The following is a 24,115-nucleotide window of genomic DNA, read 5'->3' on the forward strand; positions in this document are numbered from 1 at the left end:
CTTTGAAGGTAGGCGCAAGATTTCGTTTGGAAACCACCTTTTCTTCCATTTCTTCTAGAGGAAGTGTCAGTTGCATGGTATAATGATCATTAGTAGTCGTCAGATTACGCATAAAAACCGTCCCTTCTTAAAATGTTTGTGTGGTAACTTTCATTTTACAGGAAAAGACGGTTTTTTTGTGTACATTTTTAACATTCAACAAAAACGGGGCGTCCAGTCAGTTTTCACTGGCTTTCTGGACAGCCCCTTTTTTGAATTCTTATTCAGATTAATCTTTCCTTGCGCTCCTTTATCATTTAATCAAAAATGGCTTCCAGCAACAGATAATTGCCTTTAATTCACGGAAGCCGCATAGTTAGCGTTACGGGCCAATACGAGATTAGCCTCTGCGATCATCAACGCCAGCCACTCGCCAACATGTGACAATGAACATCTAACACAAGGAGGTCTGCTGTATTTTATGAAAGCTCAACGAACTGATCCTCTGGCATCGCCTCCCTCTCCGAACAAGAAAGCCTCTTATGGGAACAAGCTGGCGAAAAGAATGTGGAAAGACCGCTATCTGCTTCTTATCGCTTTGCCGGGAATCGCTTATTTTATCATCTATAAATATGTTCCCATGCTGGGCTTGTATCTTGCTTTCATCGATTTCAATCCTTTTATCGGGATTACGCAAAGTGACTGGGTTGGACTTGCTCATTTCAATACGATCTTTGCAGATGCCGAAATCGTTAACGTACTGTGGAACACGCTGCAAATCTCCTTTTTGCAGATCGCCTTTGCCTTTCCTGTTCCTATCATTCTCGCCCTGATGCTTAACGAGCTGCGTGGTCAGGTGTATAAAAGAGTGGTGCAATCGATCGTCTACCTGCCCCATTTTCTATCCTGGGTAGTCGTCATCGGAATTTGCGTCATTTTTATGCGAAGCGAAGGGTTGATTAATCAGTTTCTAATCAACGTATTAGGTATGGAAGCCATCCCTTTCCTGTCCAATGCCTCTTTATTCAAGCCTATAGTCGTGCTACAGGTCATTTGGAAGGAATCCGGCTGGGGCACGATCATTTTTCTGGCTGCATTGGCGGGTGTCAATCCTCAGTTGTACGAAGCGGCGGTTATGGACGGAGCCGGACGGTTCCGGCGAATGTGGCATGTCACTCTGCCTTCCATTCGCAGCACAATCGTCATTTTGCTCATCCTGCGCCTGGGCAATGTGATGGACAGCGGCTTTGAACAAATCTTCCTTATGCTGAATCCGTTTAATATGGAGGTCGGCAATGTGCTCGATACGTATGTATTCTTCAAAGGAATTGAACAGTCCGATTACAGCTTTGCGACAGCCGTAGGATTGTTCAAAGGAGCGGTCGGGTTTATCCTGGTCGTATCGGCCAACTATCTTGCCAAAAAATTCGGAGAAGAAGGCATCTATTAGATCAAAAGGGGACTTTATGAACAACCTCGTGAAAGGAGAGCAGCCTGATTTGAAAGAAAATAGTATAAGCTCACGCCTGTTTGATGCAACCAACGTCGTTCTGCTGGCCATTATTTCGCTGGTCATGCTGGTTCCCTTTCTATATGTGGTAGCGGTATCCTTCTCTTCCTACAAAGATTTTTTGGAGAGCAGCTTCGTTCTTTTTCCTAAAGAATGGGTGATTGATTCCTACCAATATATTTTCAGCTCCAGCTCGTTTGTCCGCTCGATATTTGTAACTATTTATATTACGGTCATCGGTACTTTGATCAATTTATTTTTTACGGCTACTCTTGCTTACGTACTATCCAGACCGGTGGTCGGGCAAAAAACCGTCTTATTCGCCGTCTTGTTCACTCTGCTCTTCTCTGCCGGAATGATCCCGACTTATTTGGTCGTCAAAGAGACCGGCCTGCTTAACTCGTTCTGGGCGCTCATTCTTCCCGCGGCGATCAGTCCATTCAACCTGATTGTGATGAGGCAATTTTTCCTCAGTATTCCTTCAGAATTGAATGAAGCCGCTGTCATCGACGGTGCGAACGATTTGCAAACATTCATCAAGATCATTCTGCCGTTGTCCAAGCCTTCCATGGCCGCCTTCGGACTCTTTTACGCCGTAGCGCATTGGAACAATTATTTTAGCGGAATTTTGTACTTGAATGATCCTGCCAAATGGCCGATCCAGGTCATTTTGCGGCAAATTGTCGTCGTCAATGAAGCACAGAATTCATTGGGTAATCCCCAGGTGCTGATGGAGCACGCACCTCCAGCGGAAACGATCCAAATGGCAGCCATTATCACCGCCACGCTGCCTATTCTGCTCGTCTATCCCTTCCTGCAAAAGCACTTCGCCAAGGGGGTGATGCTCGGTTCCGTCAAAGGCTGACGAGGCTCGAAGGGCTCGAGCGATTCAAGAAAGCTGCAGCTTAATAGATGCGATATGCTGTAAAATAAGAATAAGGGGGATTTCGACATGAAAATGAGACAATGGTTAGCCGCCGGATTAGTTCTGGCCGTATCCGCCACGACAGCTGCCTGTGGTTCCAAACCGGATAGCGGAGGCACAAGCAACGGTGGTGAATCGCCTAAAGAAGACGAGAAATTTACGATTACGGCCATCGATTTCCGTTACGGTGCTATTCCGCCATCCAATGGCAGAGGCATCGAAATGATTAATGAACGCTTTAATGTCGATTACAAGCCGCAGTACGTCGTCCAATCCGATTATGTGCAGAAGCTGAGCGCAGTCATAGCCTCCGGCGATATTCCGGACATTATCGTCATGGAAGGAACCGATTCGAATTTCTATAAATGGGCGAAGCAAGGAGCCTTCCTGCCACTGAACGAATATATGGACAAATATGAAACCTTCAAGCTAATTCCGGATAATGTACGCAATGCCGTTACGCTTAACGGCAACGTGTATGCCATTCAAAGATACTTAACCGAGAACTACGAGCTGACACCCGTCATCCGTAAAGACTGGCTGGACAACCTGGGCTTACAGGTTCCGACGAATTATGAGGAGCTGAAGGAAGTCGCGATCGCTTTCACCAAGAACGACCCTGACGGCAACGGCAAGGTTGATACTTATGGAATGGCCATGTCCCAGAACATCAACCCTCATTATGGAATGGGAGCCTACTGGGACTGGAACGCCTGGTACCACAAGAATGAGGAAGGACAATTTATTCCAGGCTTTATTTCCGAAGCCCGCAAGGAGCATATTGCCTTCTTGGCCGAGCTGTATAAAGAAGGTGCCATCTCCAAAGATTTTGCGCTGTTGAATTGGGGACAGACGAATAAAGAATTTTACTCCGGGAAGGCCGGAATCTTCATCGGAACTCCGCGGGGCATGAGTGCGCCCTACATGCAAGGCCTGGTCGATATCGATCCTAAAGCAGATATTGTACCGATTCCTCCATTCGAAGCGCCGGACGGCTCACAGGGCTTTACTTCCTCCCCGGGTTATTATGGAGTCATCATGCTTAATGCCAAGCTGAAGGATCAACCGGCCAAAGTGGAGAAGATTTTGGAAATGATCGACTTTGGGCGTACGTTTTACCCGCTGGAGGACCGCAAACCGGACAATGCTGATTTCGATTGGATGAATGGCGGGGAAAACAACGGATATACCCTAGTTGACGGCAACGTTCAAAGAGAACCGGATGACAAAGGTCTCGCTCCCATTAACTACATGCCGGACAATCGGATGTGGGGTCCTAGTGATTTAGCCAATGGCTACTCCAAGGAATATCCAGTAGAGCTGCTGCGCAAGCTGGCGGGAGACTTGGAAATCATGCACGAGGAAACAAAGCATTATATTAATCCTATGAATGCCGTCTTCTCGGATACCCGGGCGGCCAAAGGCAGCGATCTCGATAAATTCCTGTTCACAGAGCAAACCAAGATGATCGTCGGCGAGAAATCGATAGACGATTGGGACAAAATGGTGCAGGAATGGATGGATAAGGGAGGCGCAGAAATCATTAAGGAAGCCAATGAGGGCATGAAGGAAAACGGCTACTCCGAGCCTCAGTGGAAGTAATTATAATTCTATATGTGATCAAAAAAAAGCATCCTGCGAGCGGGATGCTTTTTTGCGCGTACTAAAGGGTTACAGCCCTTTCGTCTTATCATCGTTATAAGCGGCGGTTAGAGTCGCCAAAATGAATAAAGCAAACACGATAATACTGATCCAGAATGCGAAACCCATAAAATGCACCCCCTGCGTTATTTCCATTGTATTTAAGTATGCATGACGTATCCAATAAGTAAACACCTATATTATACCCAATAGACAGCTAAAAGAAAACGGCTAAATGTGAACATTTCCTTACAGCCCTATGGGTCTGGCCTACCAGATGCCTTCGATGAGGAACGCCCGTGTTTAAAAGATTGTTTTTATCGCCAATTAGTCTTTAATGTAAGTAGGGAAGTCAAATATTATAACGATCGTTACAGCACCATTGCCGCAGAAATTTTGGAAGGAGTGACGGATAGAGCCCGGTTCGTCAAAGCATACGACCTTACGCTGGTGCCTCCGGAGGATCCGGAAATCAGCAATGCGGATTTCGACAAAACGATGGTCGACTTTCCTCCCTTTCCATTGGATATGGACAGTGACCAGCCGGATGCGGCCGAGATCCAGCCGTGGCTGGAGCAGGTAGATCTTCAATTTGCCGAAGGTCTGGTCATGAACGAAAAGCCGATCAGTGCCAATCAGCGGGAGCGAATCCGGTCCTGGCTAAATCAGTCGTTTACGGAGGAGAAAACCGAAGAGCTTCTCAATCAATATGTGCTCGATATCAATAGCGAGAGATACATGATTATGGGAGGGTTGCTGAATCTGTTCCCACCTGCCATTATCGACAAAACAGAGAATGCAGAGCTGCAGCCGCAAGCGGACGGAACTTACGTCTACACTCTAGACATTGTCGCAAGCGGTACAAACGATTTTAAGCTCATGTGCACCCTTGTACTGGAAAACGGCTTATGGAAGATCGGAGTTTATTCATACGATATGTTTTAAGGCTGCAGATTAATGAGCGGCTCCAACCTAGGCCATACTACTATAACGGGAGAATGACTTATCAGGGTACAGCTAAAGGAGCGCTGATCATCCATATGAACTACGAATGCATCATCGTAGGGGGAGGAATTGCCGGGCTGCAGGCCGCCATTCAGCTGGGCCGGTATGAGCACCGCGTGCTGGTTGTCGACTCCGGTCACGGAAGATCTACACTGTGCCGCAATTACCATAATCTGCTGGGATGGCCCGAAGGGGTATCGGGGGATGTTCTCCGACAGCTCGGCCGGGAGCATGCGGCTAAGTACGAAGTGGAATTCGCCGAAGATTACATCGTCGATGCGTATCAAGATGAGCCCGGCTTTGTATTGAAAGGGCGCAGCGGACAAGAGTACCGTTCTTTGACCCTGCTTCTGGCCACCGGAATTCTCGACCGATTGCCGGAGCTTCCCGGGCTTTTACCTTGTCTCGGGTTAACCGTCTATGTCTGCCCGGACTGCGACGGATACGAAATTCGCAACCGTCCCACTCTCGTTCTAGGCTCAGGCGATGTGGGAGCCCGGATGGCTTTGACGCTTCACTCGCGCACAAATCAGCTCGTTTACATCAATCACGGGGGAGAACCGGTGAATCCGGATAACGTCGCACGCTTGCGACACAAGGCGATTCCGATCGTAGAGCAATCGATTCAGGAGCTGCTGGTCGAGGGAGACGGCAACCTCCGTGGGGTTCGCTTAGCAGATGACGAAATTTATGAAGCGGACCGAGCCTTTGTCGCCTTCGGTGGAAATTTGGTCAACTCGCAGCTCGCAGAACAGCTTGGTATCGAGCGGATGGAAAACAAGCATATTGTCACCGACCCGCGCACCAAAATGACGAACGTCAAGCATGTATGGGTCGCCGGAGATATCGGGGTTCATTCAGAGCTTGCCGCCATCGCGATGGGAGAAGGGGTTCAAGCCGCCATCTGGATTCATAAAGCGTTATTGCAAACCGCCGAGCAAAGCTAGTCGGATCATATGCCACGCCCTGCAATCCGCCGGTCATTTCTACCTATGGCCATCCTCATTGATCTGAATTGGATATATCAGTATAAGCTTGAGCCAGCCGAGGCAAGCTATGGGGGAAAACCTAAAAGGGAGGCGTTAATTATGAGCCAAAGCAATGATTGGAATAACAGTGGCGACAGCAACAACAGGAACAAACAAGCCCGGTCAAACCTTGCCCAGCAAGCAGAACTGGAAAACAATAACAACCAGGCGACCAATGACGACGCAGTGCAAGCCTTAACTCAAAGAATTAATGATAATGATGCCGATCCTGACGAATGTTAATTTAATTATAGACAGATACCCTGCGAGGCTTAATGCTGCGCAGGGTCTTTTGAACAAGAGCAGTTGGCAGATAAACTCAGCTTACTCTAAAGCCGATCCGCCGATAATATCATCGGGCTGCTGGCCATTATTCGCTTTTTCTGCTGTGCCGACTCCCAGCATCGGTTCCACAACATAAGCGAACTCCTTAAGCGCTTTTTCACCTTGGGGAGTGATTTCATAAATTCCTCGACTGACCCGGCGGAACCATAGATAATAATTATGCTGCAAAATGCCCGGCACGTTAGGATGACCCGTCAGTTCTTTTAATTGTCTCGGAGCCATGGGACCGTTCTGCTTCAAATGATAGGCGCAATGAAGCGCCTTTTCCCGGTAAGCCGTCACCAGCTTTCGCTGACTGCTCCCCCCTACATTGTAATCTCCGCTTCTCTCTTTGAACTCGTTAACCAGTCTCATCGTCTTCCGCGGACTTTTTCTCGGCATGTAGGACTCGGGATGACATACGACCTCAACCAGCGGAGCCTTGCGCTTGTAGAATCGGACCGTCATCAGTCCGAGACCGAGCATTTGGCACAGCCTTCGCAGCTCGCTCCACTTCAGTTGATGGGGAGCCCTTCCGTGCTCTTTTTTCTCAAAAGCTATGTAAACCATATCCGATTGCCGAAGCCGGTCGATTCCTTGAACCAGCAGCGGAACGGTGAACGATTTTTTGAGCTCGACAATTAGCGGGGGCTCGTCTCCACGAATAGCGACCAGATCGCAGTTCTTCACTTCCCCTTTAACTTCATATCCCAAGCTTTCCAAATAAGTCTTTACCGGCGGATATAGCTCGGTCTCACTTTGGATCGCCACTTAACTCTTCCCTCCCGCGGTACTTCAGCACAGCTTTTTTATTGCCAATCCTGACAAGAAGCCAGCCAGCTTATGGTCATTACTTTATTTGAACAGCGACCTCATAACCTGGTCCCTCCTCTTCCTCATTATACCATACCCCCTGAAATCACGGCCGAGTCACGAATCTTGAAAGCAGGAAGGAGATGATCCAATGACTCAGCTGCCAAAACGCTGCTTATTCTGTGAGAGTAACATAGCCGGACTCCGCTTGGAGGGGCGGAAGAGTTATCTTTTTAGAAATTGCTACTGCACTAACAATGGCGAATATGAAATTCTAGAGGAGGTTTACGAACGGCTCCACGCACGTCCTCATTCGCAGAAAAGGGTGCAGTATCCGTACATCTCCGGATATATCCGGGAAAAAACGGATAAGCGGGAGAAAATCATGCTGGACTCTGACAATTTATCGCCGATCCTGGAATCCTCTGACATTCCAAAGACTCTGGAAGAAAAAATGAACAAGTGCCTGTTATTCCTTTATCGCCATTCCTCCCGACCGGAAGATTCTGTCGTCCTGAATTCGATTCATTATTCGTACAACATTACTTATTCACCGAATTTGCAGGAATTTATTTATATATTAGAAGAATTAAAAACGAAAAAGCTCATTACGAGAATAGGAGCTGCCTTGCAACTAACGGCCAAAGGCTGGGAGCACGCAGCCTCATTATCCGACAAAAAGCCGAATAAAACATGCTTTATCGCCGTTCCCGCCGACTCCTCGCTGTTCGAGCCGTTTCGTGACGTTGTGGTTCCGCATATGGACGATAACGGCTTTGCCGCCGTGATTCAGCAGCCAGCTGCCGATTCGTCACCTGAGGCCGCCAACCCATTAGAGCAAATCCGCCAAAGCGATGTGGTCATTGCAGACTTGACCCGATCCCATCCGGACGTTTACTTTAATGCCGGCTTTGCGCTGGGCCTCGGAATCCCTGTCATCTATACCTGCGGCCAGGAGGACACGGCCTCGAGCATCGCCTCTCCAGGGGAACCGCTTGTCTGGAAAACGGTAGAAGAACTGGCTGACAAACTGGTTGTCGCTCTATCCGAAACCGACCGTAAATGAACGTCTCAACAAAGCCTGATTAACGGAAAATATCAACAGGATAACCTCCTGACTTTTTTGTCCAAAAGCTCCCATAGGGGAAGGGATAACACGGCAAATAAAGAGGAGCAAGATGAACCGTATGGCTTCTTTTATTTTGCTGGAAGGTTGCCCTCCCCTTCTTTTTTGGCTTGTCTTCTTGGAATTTCGGGAAACATCTCCTCTTCCTCTGCATAGTTATTAATACGTTGGTTTAGCACTAGCTGGGAAGAGAGGAGGCTACCATGGATATTTTCAAACGTATATCCGAGCACAGAGCAGAGATGGGAAAGCTATCGTGGACCGGCACCTTTGCGGAATACATCGAAAAAGTGAGAGAGAACCCGGAACTGGCCATGACCGCGCACGCAAGAGTCTATCGGATGATCGAATCCCATGGAGTCGAAGAGGATAACGGGCAGATTAAATATAAATTTTTTGAAAAAGAAATTTACGGGCTTGATCAACCTATTCAAAAGCTGGTAGAGGAATATTTTCATTCTGCCGCGCGACGGCTGGACGTTAGAAAGCGCATCTTGCTGCTGATGGGACCGGTGAGCGGAGGAAAGTCAACCATAGTCACGATGCTCAAAAAAGGGCTGGAGGCCTTCTCCCGTAAGGAGGAAGGGGCGGTCTATGCCATTAAAGGCTGTCCGATGCATGAGGAGCCGCTTCATTTGATCCCGCAAGAGCTCAGGGCAGATATCGAATCAGAGCTTGGCGTCAAGATCGAGGGAACCCTCTGTCCTTCGTGCCAGATGCGGCTAAAAACCGAATACGACGATCGAATTGAGGATGTCCTCGTCGAACGCGTCCTTATTTCCGAAGAAAATCGAACCGGAATCGGAACGTTCAGCCCGTCCGATCCCAAATCTCAGGATATCGCTGATTTGACTGGGAGCATTGATTTTTCGACGATTACCGAATACGGTTCGGAATCCGATCCTCGAGCGTACCGTTTTGACGGAGAACTGAACAAGGCCAACCGGGGACTAATGGAGTTCCAAGAAATGCTGAAATGCGACGAGAAATTTCTGTGGAATCTGCTTTCCTTGACGCAAGAGGGAAATTTCAAAGCCGGCCGCTTCGCCCTTATCTCTGCAGACGAACTAATTATCGCTCACACGAACGAATCCGAATACCGTTCGTTTATTGCCAATAAGAAAAATGAAGCGCTCCAGTCCCGAATTATTGTTATGCCCATTCCGTACAACCTGAAGGTGTCCGAGGAGGAAAAAATATATACGAAGCTCATCAAGCAGAGTGACATGAATCATATTCATATGGCGCCCCATTCTCTTCGCGCGGCGGCCATTTTTACAATTCTGACCCGGCTTAAAGAATCGAAGAAGCAAGGGATGGATCTGCTGAAAAAAATGCGGATGTATGACGGGGAAGCGGTGGAAGGGTACAAAGAAAATGATCTCAAGGAAATGCAGAATGAATTTGTTGAGGAAGGCATGTCGGGAGTCGATCCGCGGTATGTCATTAACCGTATTTCCAGCGCACTGATCCGTCATGATGTGCAGTGCATCAATGCCCTGGATGTATTAAGGGCTATCAAAGAAGGGCTGGATCAGCATCCGTCCATTACGAAGGAAGAGCGGGAGCGGTACCTCAACTTTATCTCCACTGCCCGCAAGGAATACGATGAGCTGGCCAAGAAGGAAGTGCAGAAAGCTTTTGTCTATTCGTTCGAGGAGTCGGCCAGAACGTTATTCGAAAATTATTTGGACAATATTGAATCTTACTGCAATTGGACAAAAATGAAGGACCCTTTAACCGGAGAGCCCGTAGACCCCGATGAAAGATTGATGCGTTCGATCGAGGAGCAAATAGGTATTTCCGAAAATGCTAAAAAGGCGTTCCGGGAGGAAATTCTCATCCGGCTGTCCACTTATTCCCGAAAGAGCAGAAAGTTTGACTATAACACGCACGAGCGGCTGCGAGAGGCCATTGAGAAGAAGCTGTTCGCTGACTTGAAGGACATCGTCAAAATTACGACATCGACCAAGACGCCTGACGCGACTCAATTAAAGCGGATCAATGAAGTGACCCGCAGACTGATCGACGATAATGGCTACTGCCCGGTCTGCGCGAATGAACTGTTGAAATACGTCGGAAGCCTGCTTAACAGATAACCTGTCCAACGTCTTTGCTAAAGGTATACATCAAAAAGCGCACCTCTTGAAAAGCAGGTGCGCTTTGGTTCATAATCGCTCTTGCTGTCAGCGATTGTAATTATCCTATGCTTATGTAGATCAAGGGATATCACTCTTTCCCCGTCACTTGCTGCAAGCATTCTTGACAAATGTGCTTTTCCTTGAACTCGAAGACTCCATCCAGAGTACTACAGAACACGCAGCGTGGGCGGTACCTTTCCAAAATAATGTGGTCTCCCTGTACGAGTATTTCTACAGGATCGCCTTCATTCATCCGGAAGCGGTTCCTTAATGATTTGGGCAAAACAATTCTCCCCAATTGGTCGACCTTCCTAACGATCCCGGCTGGCTTCATTTTGATATCCCCCCAATCTGTTTAAACATTTTGCCCCTCTTTTATGATATTCGTGACCACCTCCCGTTTTATGTCCTTAGCTTTCAATTTTTCTTCCATCAGACAGCCTCGCATTCCAATAATCCAGATTTTTCAACGATAATAGCACCGATGCGCCAACACGCCGGTGCTTCTCAGCACTGCAGCTTCGCCCGCCAACTAACGGCGTCTTGTCAACCCATCAGCATCGTTGCCAACGTACATTGCTTTCTTTAGCACCGGAGCCTCGTACGTCAACTATTGTTAATACCCATTAATGGCACTGGCGAAACAGTCTAATTGGCTTTCACGTCATAATGAACAAAATGGAAGTTTCAAGTCAAGCGGCATAGAGCCGAAATTCTTGCTCCGCAGTCGCCTTTTTCCGTTATGGATTCACCCCCCTTCAAGATAACCCGTTAAATTGAAGTTGGCGAAGTCCTTCATACAAGATGATAGCGGCAGAATTGGACAAATTAAGAGATCTAACATCATCGCTTATCGGGATTCTCATGCAGGTCTCTTGGTTACTCTCAATAATATCCTTCGGCAGCCCGGCGGTCTCTTTGCCGAACACAAAAAAATCCCCGTCTCGAAATTCGAAGTCGGCATAAGATTTATCCGCTTTGGTCGTAGCATAAAAAAAGCGCGCTTCTGGATACTTGTGTTTGACCTCGTCAAACGAGTCATGATATTCGAGTTTAACGGAGTGCCAGTAATCCAGTCCCGCTCGTTTTAGCGTCTTGTCGTCAGTTGAAAAACCGAGAGGGCGAACCAGGTGCAAATAGGTGCCGGTTGCGGCGCAGGTTCGCGAGATATTTCCTGTGTTGGCAGGAATTTCAGGTTCGACTAGTACAATGTGAAATGCCATAAGCTCTTATTCACCCCCGATTATTTCATCTTCAAATTTTACATCTAGTTTACTCTTTATTAATTCGGCATTGACAAAGATAGTGGATAATTAACAATAACTTAGTCACATAATACTCAGTCGATAAAGGAGATCCGTTGATGAATAACAGAATTTTGGTCGTTGACGACGAGCCGTCCATTGCCATGCTGTTGGATTATAATTTAAAGTTGGCTGATTATGATGTCCGTTGTGTATACGATGGCGGGGCTGTCTTTGAAGCCATTCGATCCTTCCGCCCCGATTTAATGATATTGGATCTTATGCTTCCGACTATGGATGGCGTTCAAATATGCCGCAAGCTGAGAAGTGAAGGAAACGGCCTCCCTATCATTATGTTAACTGCCATGCAAGAATTATCAGACCGGATTGCCGGGCTCGATCATGGCGCCGATGACTATATGGTTAAGCCATTCAGCCCGCAGGAGGTCATCTCCCGGATCCGAGCGGTTCTGCGCCGCTCTGGTGCGTCCAGCCCCGAAGCTCCTCCTGCGGAAATTCACTTGGGGGAAATATGCATAAGCGCAGAGCGCAGAGATGTGACACTCAATGGCCGATTGATCGATTTGACACCGAAGGAATTCGAGCTTCTTCTTTATTTGTGCCAGCATCAGGGAAGAGCGCTAAGCCGGCAGCAGTTGCTGCAAAACGTATGGGACTATCATTTTCTAGGAGATACTCGGATTGTCGATGTTCATATCAGCCATCTTCGTGACAAAATCGAAGCCGATGCGCGCAATCCCCGATATATTCAAACCGTGCGCAGCGTCGGTTATAAGATGACCGACCCTTATGCCATCCCTGGCCAGAGAAAAAGCACATTGGCGAGTCGCTGATCCAGAGTATGTTATTCAACAGCGTATCCATATACGATAAACCACTTACTATCCACAAGCAGCGTGTTCCGGAATCCCGGAACACGCTGCTTTCGCCTAATTACAGCAGGCTCTAGTCAGGTGGCAAGACCGTGTAGAAGAAGCTTGCTCTAATAAGTTGGAAGAATTCTACAAGAGTTGTGTTTCAAACTCTCACTATTTATATTTTAACCGTTACGGCGCTGAAAATCGACCATAAATTCGGCTAATGCTTTACAACTTTCATAAGGAACCGCATTATAGGTGGAGGCTCGCATGTGACCTACGCTGCGATGCCCCTTCAAACCAACAAATCCATTAGCGGATGCATCTTCTAAAAACTTCTTTTCCAGTTCATCCGACTGCAGCTTAAAAGTAATGTTCATGATGGAACGGTCTTTCTTGGCCGCCATTCCTTCATAGAATCCCCCGCTGTTATCGATCGCATTATAGATTAAAGCGGTTTTCTCCCGATTCAGCCTCTCTACAGCATCTATTCCGCCGCTATTCCGAATCCATTTCAATACGAGATTCATCATATACACAGAATAGACTGGGGGAGTATTATATAAAGAATTGTTGCTCGTATAAGTATCATATCGCAGCATGGTCGGGATGGTTGCAGGAGATTCCCGCAGCAGATCTTCGCGGATAATGACGAGTGTCACTCCGGAAGGTCCGAGATTTTTCTGTGCTCCCGCATAAATAAGCGAGAATGGGGAAGCATCGAATCGACGGGACAAAATATCGCTGGACATGTCGCCGATCAGCGGAACGTCCCCCGTATCCGGAAATGCGAAATACTGTGTACCGGCAATCGTCTCATTGGATGTGACATGCAGGTAAGCGGCTTGCTCAGGCAGTTGGATTTCATCCAAAGCCGGGATGTTAAGCGGACCATCTTCCTTGGAAGCAGCCGCAATATAAGTCTCTCCAAAGAGCTGCGCTTCTTTATAAGCTTTATCCGCCCAGCTGCCGGTCAGCACATAGGCGGCCGTCTTGCCGGGAGTCAGCAAATTCATCGGCACCATAGCGAATTGAGTACTGGCGCCCCCCTGCATAAAGAGAACTTTATAACCGGCTGGCAGTTCCATCAATTCCTGAACCAGCTGTTGAGTTTCATCATTGACTTGCTCATATTGCTTGCTCCGGTGCGAGATTTCCATGATGGACATGCCTATTCCACCGTAATCGATAATCTCTTCCTGAGCCTGCTTCAGCACTTCCAACGGAAGTGCAGCCGGACCTGCGTTAAAATTGTATGCTCGATTTGCCAAGTTCCACACCTTCTCCATGTATGATATCGTAATGATAACAATATTTTTTTCTCGCTTCAACAATATAAAAGACATTAAAGACAATAAGTCTTTAAACCGTACTATCCAGCAAGGAGGAGTCCTATGTCCACTGCCCGATTGTTTATTGCCGCCCCTATTTCCCCCTCCGTCAAAAATACGCTAGAGCGATGGACTCGAACGCTTGCCGGTGAACTGCCCTTTCGCAAGTGGACCCATCCTGACGACTACCACATCACTTTGCAGTTTTTAGGAGAAACCAGCGCGGAGAAGCAGAGGCAAGTCGAGCAGGCTCTTCGCTTCACCGCGGAAAGACACCCGAATTTTTCATTGACGCTGAATGGATTAGGCTTATTCGGCCCGGAGCCATCCCCGCAAATTCTGTGGGCAGGAGCCGAAGGGGATACCTCTGCCTTACGCTCCTTACAACAAGACGTCGTTGAGGCTATGTGCAAGGTCGGCTATGAAGCTGAATCAAGGCCTTACCGTCCACATATTACACTGGCCAGAAAATACGCAGGCCCTTCCCCATTCGAGCGTTCCAAGCTTAAGTCCGCGCCGCAACCGGAAGCGGGCGTTACCTCCTGGCTTGTTAACGAAGTCGTTCTGTACCAAAGCCATTCGGGGAAACGTCCTATGTACGAGCCATTGTCTGCATTTCCGCTAACCCAAGCTATGACTCAAAGATAAACGCCTGCGCTTTCTTGAACTCTGATCAAGAAAGCCTACGTTTACCTTCGAAATTTAATATATAGAACAAGCCGCCGGGGAGCAACCCGGCAGCTTGCTTCTGATCCCCCACCTAATAAAGATCTTATTGGGATCCTTCTAGGCTCCAGGCATCAGCAATCGAAATATAACGAATATTCATGGGGATGAATACGGATCTGGACGCCCTTCGCTTCGTTTCTCTTCAATTCGATATAGTTATAAATAAAGTCCTTCGTGAAGACTCCGCCCTGCAGTAAAAACTCGTAATCAGCCTGCAGTGCGTCCAAAGCTTCTTCCAATGTGGCCGGCACACTGCGAATATCTCTTTTTTCCTCCTCGGTCAAATCGTATATGTTCCGATCCATCGGGCCATATCCAAGCTCGCGTGGATCGATCCGGTTCTGAATGCCGTCCAGACCGGCCAGCAGCATCGCCGAGAAAGCAAGATAAGGGTTAGCGGTGGAATCGGGCGTCCGGAATTCGATACGGCATCCCTTTGGGGTAACCGCCGCAACCGGTATGCGAACCGCAGCGGACCGATTTCCTTTGGAGAAGACGAGGTTCACGGGAGCTTCATAACCGGGCACCAGCCTTTTGAAGGAATTGGTGCTTGGGTTCGTCAGCGCGAGCAAGGCGTTCGCGTGATGAAGAAGGCCTCCGATATAATATAGAGCCGTATCGCTCAGATTGGCATAGCCGCCCTTATGATAGAACAAGGGAAGGTCGCCGTCAAAAATACTTTGATGCACATGCATTCCGCTGCCGTTATCCCCAAATAGAGGCTTCGGCATGAAAGTCGCCACTTTGCCATATTGACGGGCCGTATTATGAACAATATATTTGTACTTCATCAGATTGTCCGCACTGGCCGTCAGCGTATCAAAGCGAAAGTTGATCTCGGCCTGACCCGCCGTCGCCACTTCATGATGATGACGCTCAATCCGAAGGCCAGACTCCATCATAATACGGCACATTTCGCTGCGCAGATCCTGCTGGGTGTCGGCCGGAGCGACCGGAACGTATCCGCCCTTATGGCGGATCTTGAAGCCGAGATTTCCGCCTTCTTCCTCACGAGAGCTGTTCCAGAACGCTTCCTCGGAATCCACCTCGAAATATGATTTATTCATGCCGCTTTCGTAGCGGACATCGTCAAAGATAAAAAATTCCGGCTCCGGAGCAAAGAAGGCCTTCGTGCCAATATTCGTCTGCTGTAAGAAGGCTTCCGCTTTCTGCGCAATCCCTCTTGGATCCCGATCATAGCGCTCCCCGTCCGGGGTGTAAATATCACACATGACGATCAAGGTTGGATGAGAAGTGAAAGGATCCATATACACTGTGTTGATATCCGGCATCATAACCATATCGGAATCTTCCACACCTTTGAAGCCCGGAATGGAGGAGCCGTCAAAAGCAACGCCGTTGATCAAGGTGTCTTCCTCTACTTCAACAGCCGGAACGGAAATATGGTGGGCTTTACCATTCAGATCGACAAACCGGAAATCCACCCATTCTATTCCGTTTTCTTCTATCATTTTCAATATTTCATCAGCTGACATGCTTTAAACCCCCATTATCCGAACATTTATTTAGATCCCGTTGATGAATGTTCAACTTTCATCCATCTTTACCTGAATAATTATAAATCTGCTCGAAAATGGCGTCAATAGCTATGTCAGCTTTTATTACATAGATGCCGTCTGCCTGAACCCCGGACGGTTTTCTTTTTGCTTTTCCATGCGAATTCGATTATTCTCCCGCGAGATGCTGAGCAAGATTCCCGTTCCGGCCATGGACACGAGCAGGGAGGAACCGCCATAGCTGATAAATGGCAGGGTCACCCCGGTGATGGGCAGACTGCCGGTCACCGCCCCGAGATTGAACACGATTTGAACACTGAACATGATCACGATCCCCAACCCCAGAAACATTCCAAATAAATGCTCGCAGGTTAGAGCCGCCACAAAACCGCGGACAATAAAAATACCGAGCACCAGCATCAAAAAGACAATTCCAGCAAACCCCAGCTCTTCCCCGATAATTGCAAAAATAAAGTCCGTATGAGCTTCCGGCAAATAATGAAACTTCTGAAAGCTTTGTCCCAAACCTGCCCCGGACAGCCCCCCTCTGGACAAGGCAAATAGCGATTGAATCAACTGATATCCCGTGTCGGTTGGATCGTCCCATGGATTGAGAAAGGCTGTAATTCTTTGAAAACGATAGCTTTCAAAAATAACGAGCAATACAATAAGGGGGAGCGCAACCAAACCAATCGTAAAGATATGACGCATGTTCGCCCCGCCAATAATAACGAGAAGAAAGGTAATGCCGAGCAAGTTAATGGCCGTTCCTAAATCAGGCTCCAGCAATATTAATCCAATCATCAATCCCACGATGACCAGAACAGGGGCCAGCCCCTTTTTAAAATCTCGGATCTGCTCCTGTTTCTTACTAATGAAAACCGCCAAAAAAAGAATTAACGACAATTTAACGAATTCGCCGGGCTGCAAGCTGAATGGGCCTATGAAAATCCATCTTTTAGCGCCGTTAATATCGGTTCCGATCTGGAGTACCAGAACGAGCAGGACGATGGACAGAAGTAAAGAGGGATAAGCCAATGCTTTCAATCTGGCAAAAGGTATATTCATGAGCACAAGCAGAATGATCCATCCTACTACTGCAAAAATAATTTGCCTCTGCAGAAAATACCAGGAGTCCCCATACTTATACAGAGCATGCGGAGAACTGGCGCTAAAAACCATTATGAGCCCGAACCCCACTAGCAAAAAGGTGGAAAACAGCAATATAAAATCGGGCCTTCCTCTAGATTTATACTTCATATTTCTGCCGTCCTTCTTTCCTATTGAATTAATGATGTGTTGTGGATGCACTCATATCTCCAGCCAATATTCCTGTTAAAAAATAAAAAGCACACCCTCGAACAATGAAGGTGCGCATAAAATTCAACATAACTATCAATAAGTTATCGGTTGAGTTCCAGCACGGTATGGCATAGGATTCGATGCTTACCAGCTGCGTTCAAAACCATCGGCTGCGATGATTTCTGTCGACCCGTTGGCGTCTCTGGACATTTCCTGGGCAGCAGCATCTCTCCAACCAAGAGCCTCATCTAACGAGGGGATCAATTTGGTTGTTATCGACACCATACCGAAAGGCGGGAGCTTTGTCAACCATTGGCAATAGGATTCCGGACTCGCTGTATCCTGCTCGGGTCCAAACCAGCCAGCGTTCTATATAGGAAATACCCCCGCATCATGAACGAGCGGGGGTATACACAAGCCGTCTGGCGCTGTAACTTATATTTTCCATGATCCGGCCAGCACAGGCTCCTTCTTGGTCGAGAAGGTTTTGCCCATGAGCTCAGCCAGCTTCTCCAAATCGACAAGCAGGTTGGCGAATTGGTCGGGGAACAGAGACTGAACTCCGTCTCCGGTCATCGAATTATCCGGATCCGTATGCATCTCGATAATCAAGCCGTCGGCTCCAGCCGCTACCGATGCTTTACACATAGGCTCAACCAGCTCGCGGCGTCCCGTTCCATGGCTCGGATCGGAGATAACCGGCAGATGGCTCAGCTGCTTCAATACCGGGATAGCCGTTAAGTCAAGCGTATTCCGAGTGTAGGTTTCGAAGGTCCGGATTCCCCGCTCGCACAGCATAACGTTAGGGTTTCCTCCGGCCAGAATGTACTCGGCGGCATTAAGAAACTCATCATAAGTAGCACTGAAGCCTCTCTTTAGCAGCACGGGCGTCTGAATGGTACCCAGCTTGCGAAGCAGGTCAAAGTTCTGCATATTGCGCGTACCGACCTGCAGAATGTCTGCATGCTCCGCGCACACATCCACATATTCCGGTGTCATGACTTCTGTAATCGTCAGCAGGCCATGCTTCCGACCCGCTTCCGCCATCATCTCCAATCCTTCCACTCCGACGCCCTGGAAGCTGTATGGACCCGTCCGGGGCTTAAATGCGCCCCCGCGTAGCACCTGTCCGCCCGCCGCCTTCACCAATCTGGCGATTTCGTCAATTTGCTCCGGGGTTTCCACCGCACATGGACCACCCATGACAACCAGATTGTCTCCTCCGATGTCTACCCCTTTAATGGAGATGACCGTATTGGACGGATGGAAATCACGGCTCGCCAATTTGTATGACTTGGATATTTTAATAACTTCTTCAATACCGGACATTTGGCGAAGCTGCTCGGCCAATACCGGATCCGCTTTGCCAATAATGCCGATGACGGTCCGGTCCTCACCTTTGGATACATGTGCAGATATATCATGCTTCTCAATCCAATGGACGATTTCTGCTATTCTTGCATCCGTTATGTTATGGGATGTGATGGCTATCATGCTGAATCTCTCCTTATCTCTCAATCATTATTATTGTTGTTAATGGAAGCTTATACATTAATGAATATCCATGCAGAATGGCGTATAATTAATTTTCGCACTGCACCGCTTATCCGCTGTTCTTCGTTAAAGCAACTATAGCGGAAAAACTTCGAGCCGTCAATCCTTATTTTCGCCTCGAAGTTTAACGCTAATACGAGATCAAGCTTTCTTCTTCGCCTTGACCGTCGGAATAAGCCGTGCCATATCAATCGTCCGACGGATGGTCCAGGTCTCGGGATCGCTCGGGTTATAGCCCTCCAGAAAGTCGATGACCTCTTTCGTTATGGGGGTCGGAGTGGAGGCTCCCGAAGTGACGGCCACCTTCCGCACGCCTTGCAGCCAATCGGTCTGCAGCTCGGAAATATCAGCTATCCGGTATGCACGCACTCCCGCTATCTCCTCAGATACCTGGGCGAGCCGGTTGGAATTGTTACTGCGCGGATCGCCGACGACAATAACGAGGTCGGCCTCCTTCGCCTGCTCAGCCACCGCCTCTTGTCTGACTTGGGTAGCCAGGCAGATTTCGTTATGAATCTCCGCCGTCGGATACCGCTCAATAAGGCGGTTCATAATATGCCGGATATCCCACTGACTCATCGTCGTCTGGTTTGTAATAATGATCCGGTCCGTGTCCAATTCCAGAGCATCGACCTCTTCCAGCTTCTCGATCAGTGTGACATGATCCGGAGCGATGCCGACCGCCCCTTCCGGCTCGGGATGGCCTTTTTTGCCGATATAAATAACCGAATATCCTTCGCCTGCCTTCTCCCGGATCAGATCATGCGTACGCGTAACGTCCGGGCAAGTTGCATCCACGACGGTCAGCCCCTTCTCTCTGGCGCGCTTGCGCACTTCCGGCGAAACTCCGTGTGCGGTAAAAATAACCGTTCCTTGCTCAACCTGATCTAATATTTCAAGCCGATTGACCCCGTCCAGTGTTACAATCCCTTCTTTTTCAAAAAAATCGGTTACGTGGGAATTGTGAACGATCATTCCAAGGATATAGATAGGCCGCGGCAGATCCATATTCTTGGCCGTCGTCATGGCCAGCGCCATCGCGTCAACTACACCGTAGCAGTACCCCCTCGGGGAGATGCGAATCACATCCATCATATCACCTGTCCATCTGCCTTAAGCATATTTCTTCTATTATAGCATTAATCTTGCTCTCTCGATACGACAGGCAGCCAGATGATGAAGCTGGTGCCCTCACCCTTGCGCGTAGTGACCTCAATAGATCCTTCATGCTCATCGATTATCCATTTGGCTATCGATAAGCCAAGCCCGGTTCCCTGGGTTCTGCCACGGGAAACGTCAGCCCGGTAGAAACGCTCGAAGATGTGCGGCACTTCATCCTTGTCCATTCCGATTCCCGTATCGCTGATCCGAAGTCCAATCTGACTTCCATCCTCGGATTCAAGAGCATCCACCCAGACGACTCCTTCCGGCGTATATTTAAAAGCATTCTCAATGAAGATAAAGAGCAGCTGCTGCAGGTAATCCGGATTGCCCATAATCCGAATCCCTTCCAGAGCGGATAGATCCCCTGCCCTCCATTGGGCCTTCTTCGGGAATAAATTCGCTTTGCGCGAAACCTCCTCGACCAACGGCTGGAGCTCCAGAATATGTTTCTCCAACACATAGCCGGCATCCGCGCGAGCCAGCGACAACAAACTATTAACGAGACGGCTCATGCGGGCCGCTTCGTCGGATATATCCCGCATCGCTTCCAAAGAAAGATCCATGTTGCCGTTGCTGTTGCTGCCCGAGGTCGTATCCTGCTCGAGCTGTCCCCACATTTTTTCGAGCAAATCGACGTTGCCGCGAATCGTCGTCAGCGGAGTGCGCAGCTCATGGGAAGCATCCGACACGAACCTTCTCTGCGCCCGATAAGCCTCTTCCAGCTCGGTATATGCCACCTGCAGCCGGCCAAGCATACCGTTAATCGTGTCGGTCAGCCGCCCGATTTCATCCTGCGGCCCATCGTAAGCGATTCGCTTGCTCAAGTCTTCGCCGATTTGAATCTGATCGAAGGCAGCAATAACATTATCGATCGGCTTAAGTGCCTTACGGGATAAAAACCAACCAATGGTTGCAGCCAAGGCAACCGTAACTATTCCTAAAGAAATTAAAGTGTACTTTAATGTTCTAAATAGCTGAAGATCATTAGCAACAACATGGCCCACCTGCAAAATGGCAATCGGTCCCCCATCCAGCAGCACCGGGTGGTTATAGATGAGAATATCGACTCCCCGGTAACGGGCCTGCTCGAAATACCCTTTTCTTTCTTGAGCCGCCTGAATAGCTGCATTGGATACCTGAAATTGAATATCCGTCTTGATCAGCGGGGGATTTCTGGTCACGTTCTTGCTTTCAAGATCGTTAAATTGCAGTAAAATATTGTTGTTGCGAAGATCCGATTCATCCAACTGGAGATTAATATAAAGGCCCTTGCGGGATACATAAATATCCGGCTTAATTCGGGAATAAATATCTTCCGCCTGAGCCTGCACCCCTCTTCTGACATCACCAAAATATACATAGTGCAGGGAAGAATATAGTCCGACGCCCAAAATCATCAACGTCAATAGCAAAACTCCTGAATACCAGAGGGTCAAACGCATTCGGATCGACATGGTCAGGAAACCCCTCTCAACACATAGCCGGCGCCCCGAACGGTTTGAATAATCCGGCTTCCTCCATATTCCTCCGTTTTTTGGCGGAGCAGAGCAATATATACCTCTAGTACATTCGATTCGCCGCTATAATCATAACCCCATATTTTATCCATAATGACGTCACGGGAGAGAACTCTTTTCGGATTTTGCATAAATAAATGCAGCAGGTCGAATTCTTTGGTTGTCAGGTCGATTCGCTGTCCCGAACGCAGAACCTCACGCGTATCCAAGTCCAGAATAATGTCTTCATAGCTGATTCTGCTGTTATTCTCCGCGCGATCCGCCTTTCTCCGCAGCAAGGAACGCACTCTGGCCAGCAGTTCCTCGAGAGCAAAGGGCTTGACCAAGTAATCATCTGCTCCTAAATCCAGCCCTTTGACCCGATCGGCCACCTCATCTTTAGCCGTGAGCATCAGAATCGGAATATTCATTCCGCTTTCCCGAATTCTGCGGCATACTTCCCAGCCGTCAATTTTAGGCATCATAACGTCCAAAATAATCAAGTCAGGGACCTGCTGCAAAATGGACTTCAGTCCCTCTTGACCATCATTCGCCGTCCCTACTTCGTAGCCTTCAAATACGAGACTCCTCCGCAGCATAGATGTAATCTTCTCATCATCGTCGATGACCATAATGATTTCTCTCATCCGCTTCACCCCTTCCTTTTCATTATAACAAGAAATAAGAGAAGCAGCCCTGCGGAATATTCCGCAAAGTCTGCTTCCCAGGCAGCGGACATTATTGCTGCTGCTGTGCTTTCTCCATTTCGTTCATGTCGCCGATCGTCACTTCAATGTCCCTCTTCTCCCCGTCGCGGACGATGCCCAACGTCACCTTGTCTCCTACTTTCATAGTCAGCACTTTAGCTTTGAAATCATTGAAGTCCTTCACCTTATTTCCGTTAAAGGTGAGAATGACATCATTCTGCTTCAAGCCCGCTTTGAAGCCTGGGCCTCCCATAAGGACATTGGCAATAATCGTTCCGTCCGTGCTGTCCAGATTCAGCACTTCAAGATAAGACTCCTCGATATTTGCCACTGAAATTCCGACGAAGGGAACGGGCTCTTTAGGAATTTCTACGCCGTTCTTTAAATTATCCAGCACATTCTGTACCGTGCTCATCGGAATAGCAAAGCCTATCCCTTGCGCCTGGGCGCTTACCGCCGTATTAATACCGACCACTTCTCCATTCAGATTAAGGAGAGGTCCTCCCGAGTTGCCGGGATTGATAGAGGCATCCGTTTGCAGCAGGTGCTTATATTGCCGTGTTCCTTGTCTATCCTGAATCGGGATTTCCCTTTCTTTCGCACTCAGAACCCCTACCGTTACAGTATGGTCAAAGCCGTAAGGATTCCCGATGGCGACCACCCAATCTCCTACGTTAATATCAGAGCTTGCCATCCGTAAGTAGGGAAAGTCGTGGTCCCCCTGGATTTTTAGCACCGCCAAATCCAGATCGTAGCTGCTGCCCAGAAGCTCCGCCTTGAACGGTTCATCGTAACCTTGAACCGTGAGCAAGATTTCATCGGCGCCGTTTACTACATGCTCATTAGTAAGAACATAGCCGGATTTGTCAAAAATAAAGCCGGTTCCTATACCTGCAGCTTCCTTGCTTCCTTCTTTGGGCTGTTGATTAGGAGCAGAGTCAAAATCATCTCCAAAAAAGTAGCGGAAGATCGGATCGTCCATCAACGGGCTGCGGCTTCCCCCTCCGCTCCGAACTTGCTTGTAGGTCTCTACCTTAACTACTGCTGGACCCGTAGAGTCTACAATCTCCGCAATGTTAGTCGGCCGGGCGGAATCCCAAGCGGCGCTTTGCGCCATACTGCCGCTATTGGAGCCGCTGTTATTATTAAAGGCTGGAGCAGGAGAGCCGCCTCCGTTGCCCATCGCCCCTTGCGCCGGTGTAAACCAGTTGCCATTGTCTGCAGCGAACATCAGACCTCCTACAACGACCGCCCCCGCCAGGAAGGAAATAAACACCGATTTCCAGCGGCTCTTCTTTCGTTCGCTATTAACGGACCAGGAGGCGCTTGACGGTTGTCCTTGGCGCTCCTCCGTCACACCAATGGGCTTTACAGGGCGAGGCAGGCGCATCTCAATATCTGTAGAAGAGCTGGAACCATACGAGAATGCCGATTTGGCGGAACGCTGGTCTTCCTCTGACGGACGCTGGGATTTATAGGGTCCGTAGGAATAATAGTAGGACGAAGGAGTTTGATTCTCTTTGCCAGAAGAAAAGTTATCTTCCTTGCCGCTATCATCATTAGAAGATTTGAAAAAATCATCGTACCCATTATTTTTTTGATTGTCATCCATCGTAGTACTCCTCCTCCGCTAAATAGATCAGTTTAAAATAACATCCATGGAATGTGTATTCGATTAGAAATCGAATATGAATTAATAGT

General features: G+C 48.4%; 21 protein-coding genes and 1 riboswitch. Of the genes, 10 read left to right on the top strand and 11 right to left on the bottom strand.

What is annotated here, in order from left to right; all coding sequences use genetic code 11:
* The first annotated feature begins 460 nt into the window (after positions 1-460).
* From KJS69_RS17235 to KJS69_RS17260, 6 genes are all read left to right on the top strand, one after another.
* Positions 461-1,429 carry an ABC transporter permease gene (locus KJS69_RS17235; protein WP_213585033.1) on the top strand — a complete coding sequence of 323 codons (969 nt, stop codon included), beginning with the start codon at positions 461-463 and terminating at the stop codon, positions 1,427-1,429.
* 16 nt (positions 1,430-1,445) lie between these two features.
* Positions 1,446-2,354, top strand: a complete 909-nt coding sequence (locus KJS69_RS17240; RefSeq protein WP_213585034.1) for a carbohydrate ABC transporter permease — start codon at positions 1,446-1,448, stop codon at positions 2,352-2,354.
* Positions 2,355-2,441: 87 nt separating this feature from the next.
* Positions 2,442-4,016 carry an extracellular solute-binding protein gene (locus KJS69_RS17245; RefSeq protein WP_213585035.1) on the top strand — a complete coding sequence of 525 codons (1,575 nt, stop codon included), beginning with the start codon at positions 2,442-2,444 and terminating at the stop codon, positions 4,014-4,016.
* Between the two features lie 276 nt (positions 4,017-4,292).
* Positions 4,293-5,000, top strand: coding sequence for an IseA DL-endopeptidase inhibitor family protein (locus tag KJS69_RS17250; protein ID WP_213585036.1), 708 nt, complete (start codon positions 4,293-4,295; stop codon positions 4,998-5,000).
* A 95-nt stretch (positions 5,001-5,095) separates the two neighbouring features.
* Positions 5,096-6,007 carry an NAD(P)/FAD-dependent oxidoreductase gene (locus tag KJS69_RS17255; RefSeq protein WP_213585274.1) on the top strand — a complete coding sequence of 304 codons (912 nt, stop codon included), beginning with the start codon at positions 5,096-5,098 and terminating at the stop codon, positions 6,005-6,007.
* A 141-nt stretch (positions 6,008-6,148) separates the two neighbouring features.
* Positions 6,149-6,331 (top strand): hypothetical protein, encoded by a 183-nt coding sequence (locus KJS69_RS17260; protein ID WP_213585037.1) that lies wholly within the window; start codon positions 6,149-6,151, stop codon positions 6,329-6,331.
* An 81-nt stretch (positions 6,332-6,412) separates the two neighbouring features.
* Here KJS69_RS17260 and KJS69_RS17265 read toward each other — a convergent pair whose 3' ends face one another.
* Entirely contained in the window at positions 6,413-7,183 is a 771-nt protein-coding gene (locus tag KJS69_RS17265) for a DUF2161 domain-containing phosphodiesterase (protein ID WP_213585038.1), read from the bottom strand.
* Between the two features lie 193 nt (positions 7,184-7,376).
* On the opposite strand from KJS69_RS17265, the gene KJS69_RS17270 reads away from it, so the two are divergent.
* Together KJS69_RS17270 and KJS69_RS17275 are read left to right on the top strand one after the other, a co-directional pair.
* A complete protein-coding gene (locus KJS69_RS17270) occupies positions 7,377-8,291 on the top strand; it encodes a TIR domain-containing protein (protein ID WP_213585039.1) in 915 nt (304 codons plus the stop codon).
* Positions 8,292-8,554: 263 nt separating this feature from the next.
* Complete coding sequence (locus KJS69_RS17275; protein ID WP_213585040.1) at positions 8,555-10,450, top strand: PrkA family serine protein kinase; 1,896 nt, start codon at positions 8,555-8,557, stop codon at positions 10,448-10,450.
* A 130-nt stretch (positions 10,451-10,580) separates the two neighbouring features.
* On the opposite strand, the gene KJS69_RS17280 is transcribed toward KJS69_RS17275, so the two are convergent.
* Both KJS69_RS17280 and trmL read right to left on the bottom strand, forming a co-directional pair.
* The gene (locus KJS69_RS17280; RefSeq protein ID WP_213585041.1) at positions 10,581-10,826 is read right to left on the bottom strand and encodes an AbrB/MazE/SpoVT family DNA-binding domain-containing protein; all 246 of its coding nucleotides are present in this window, start codon (positions 10,824-10,826) and stop codon (positions 10,581-10,583) included.
* Positions 10,827-11,250: 424 nt separating this feature from the next.
* On the bottom strand, positions 11,251-11,715 hold the full coding sequence (gene trmL / locus KJS69_RS17285; RefSeq protein WP_213585042.1) for a tRNA (uridine(34)/cytosine(34)/5-carboxymethylaminomethyluridine(34)-2'-O)-methyltransferase TrmL: 465 nt from the start codon (positions 11,713-11,715) through the stop codon (positions 11,251-11,253).
* Between the two features lie 140 nt (positions 11,716-11,855).
* On the opposite strand from trmL, the gene KJS69_RS17290 reads away from it, so the two are divergent.
* A complete protein-coding gene (locus tag KJS69_RS17290) occupies positions 11,856-12,590 on the top strand; it encodes a response regulator transcription factor (RefSeq protein ID WP_213585043.1) in 735 nt (244 codons plus the stop codon).
* A gap of 206 nt (positions 12,591-12,796) precedes the next feature.
* Here the strand turns inward: KJS69_RS17290 and serC are convergent, their stop codons facing one another.
* Entirely contained in the window at positions 12,797-13,885 is a 1,089-nt protein-coding gene (serC, locus tag KJS69_RS17295; RefSeq protein WP_213585044.1) for a 3-phosphoserine/phosphohydroxythreonine transaminase, read from the bottom strand.
* A 123-nt stretch (positions 13,886-14,008) separates the two neighbouring features.
* Here serC and thpR point away from each other — a divergent pair, with 123 nt between their 5' ends.
* On the top strand, positions 14,009-14,593 hold the full coding sequence (thpR, locus tag KJS69_RS17300; RefSeq protein ID WP_213585045.1) for an RNA 2',3'-cyclic phosphodiesterase: 585 nt from the start codon (positions 14,009-14,011) through the stop codon (positions 14,591-14,593).
* Between the two features lie 152 nt (positions 14,594-14,745).
* Here the strand turns inward: thpR and glnA are convergent, their stop codons facing one another.
* From glnA to KJS69_RS17335, 7 genes are all read right to left on the bottom strand, one after another.
* Positions 14,746-16,170 carry a type I glutamate--ammonia ligase gene (gene glnA, locus KJS69_RS17305; protein ID WP_213585046.1) on the bottom strand — a complete coding sequence of 475 codons (1,425 nt, stop codon included), beginning with the start codon at positions 16,168-16,170 and terminating at the stop codon, positions 14,746-14,748.
* A 126-nt stretch (positions 16,171-16,296) separates the two neighbouring features.
* On the bottom strand, positions 16,297-17,451 hold the full coding sequence (ftsW, locus tag KJS69_RS17310; protein ID WP_213585047.1) for a putative lipid II flippase FtsW: 1,155 nt from the start codon (positions 17,449-17,451) through the stop codon (positions 16,297-16,299).
* Positions 17,452-17,589: 138 nt separating this feature from the next.
* Positions 17,590-17,756, bottom strand: a riboswitch (M-box (ykoK) riboswitch).
* A gap of 172 nt (positions 17,757-17,928) precedes the next feature.
* Positions 17,929-18,987, bottom strand: coding sequence for a 3-deoxy-7-phosphoheptulonate synthase (aroF, locus tag KJS69_RS17315; RefSeq protein ID WP_213585048.1), 1,059 nt, complete (start codon positions 18,985-18,987; stop codon positions 17,929-17,931).
* Between the two features lie 201 nt (positions 18,988-19,188).
* Positions 19,189-20,139: a 4-hydroxy-3-methylbut-2-enyl diphosphate reductase gene (locus tag KJS69_RS17320; protein ID WP_213585275.1), complete on the bottom strand. Its 951-nt coding sequence runs from the start codon at positions 20,137-20,139 to the stop codon at positions 19,189-19,191.
* 47 nt (positions 20,140-20,186) lie between these two features.
* Entirely contained in the window at positions 20,187-21,608 is a 1,422-nt protein-coding gene (locus KJS69_RS17325) for a sensor histidine kinase (RefSeq protein ID WP_306434415.1), read from the bottom strand.
* 59 nt (positions 21,609-21,667) lie between these two features.
* Positions 21,668-22,354, bottom strand: a complete 687-nt coding sequence (locus tag KJS69_RS17330; protein ID WP_213585050.1) for a response regulator transcription factor — start codon at positions 22,352-22,354, stop codon at positions 21,668-21,670.
* Positions 22,355-22,445: 91 nt separating this feature from the next.
* Positions 22,446-24,026 carry a trypsin-like peptidase domain-containing protein gene (locus tag KJS69_RS17335; RefSeq protein WP_213585051.1) on the bottom strand — a complete coding sequence of 527 codons (1,581 nt, stop codon included), beginning with the start codon at positions 24,024-24,026 and terminating at the stop codon, positions 22,446-22,448.
* Between the last annotated feature and the right edge of the window lie 89 nt (positions 24,027-24,115).

This window comes from Paenibacillus sp. J2TS4, assembly GCF_018403245.1.
GTDB lineage: Bacteria > Bacillota > Bacilli > Paenibacillales > NBRC-103111 > Paenibacillus_L.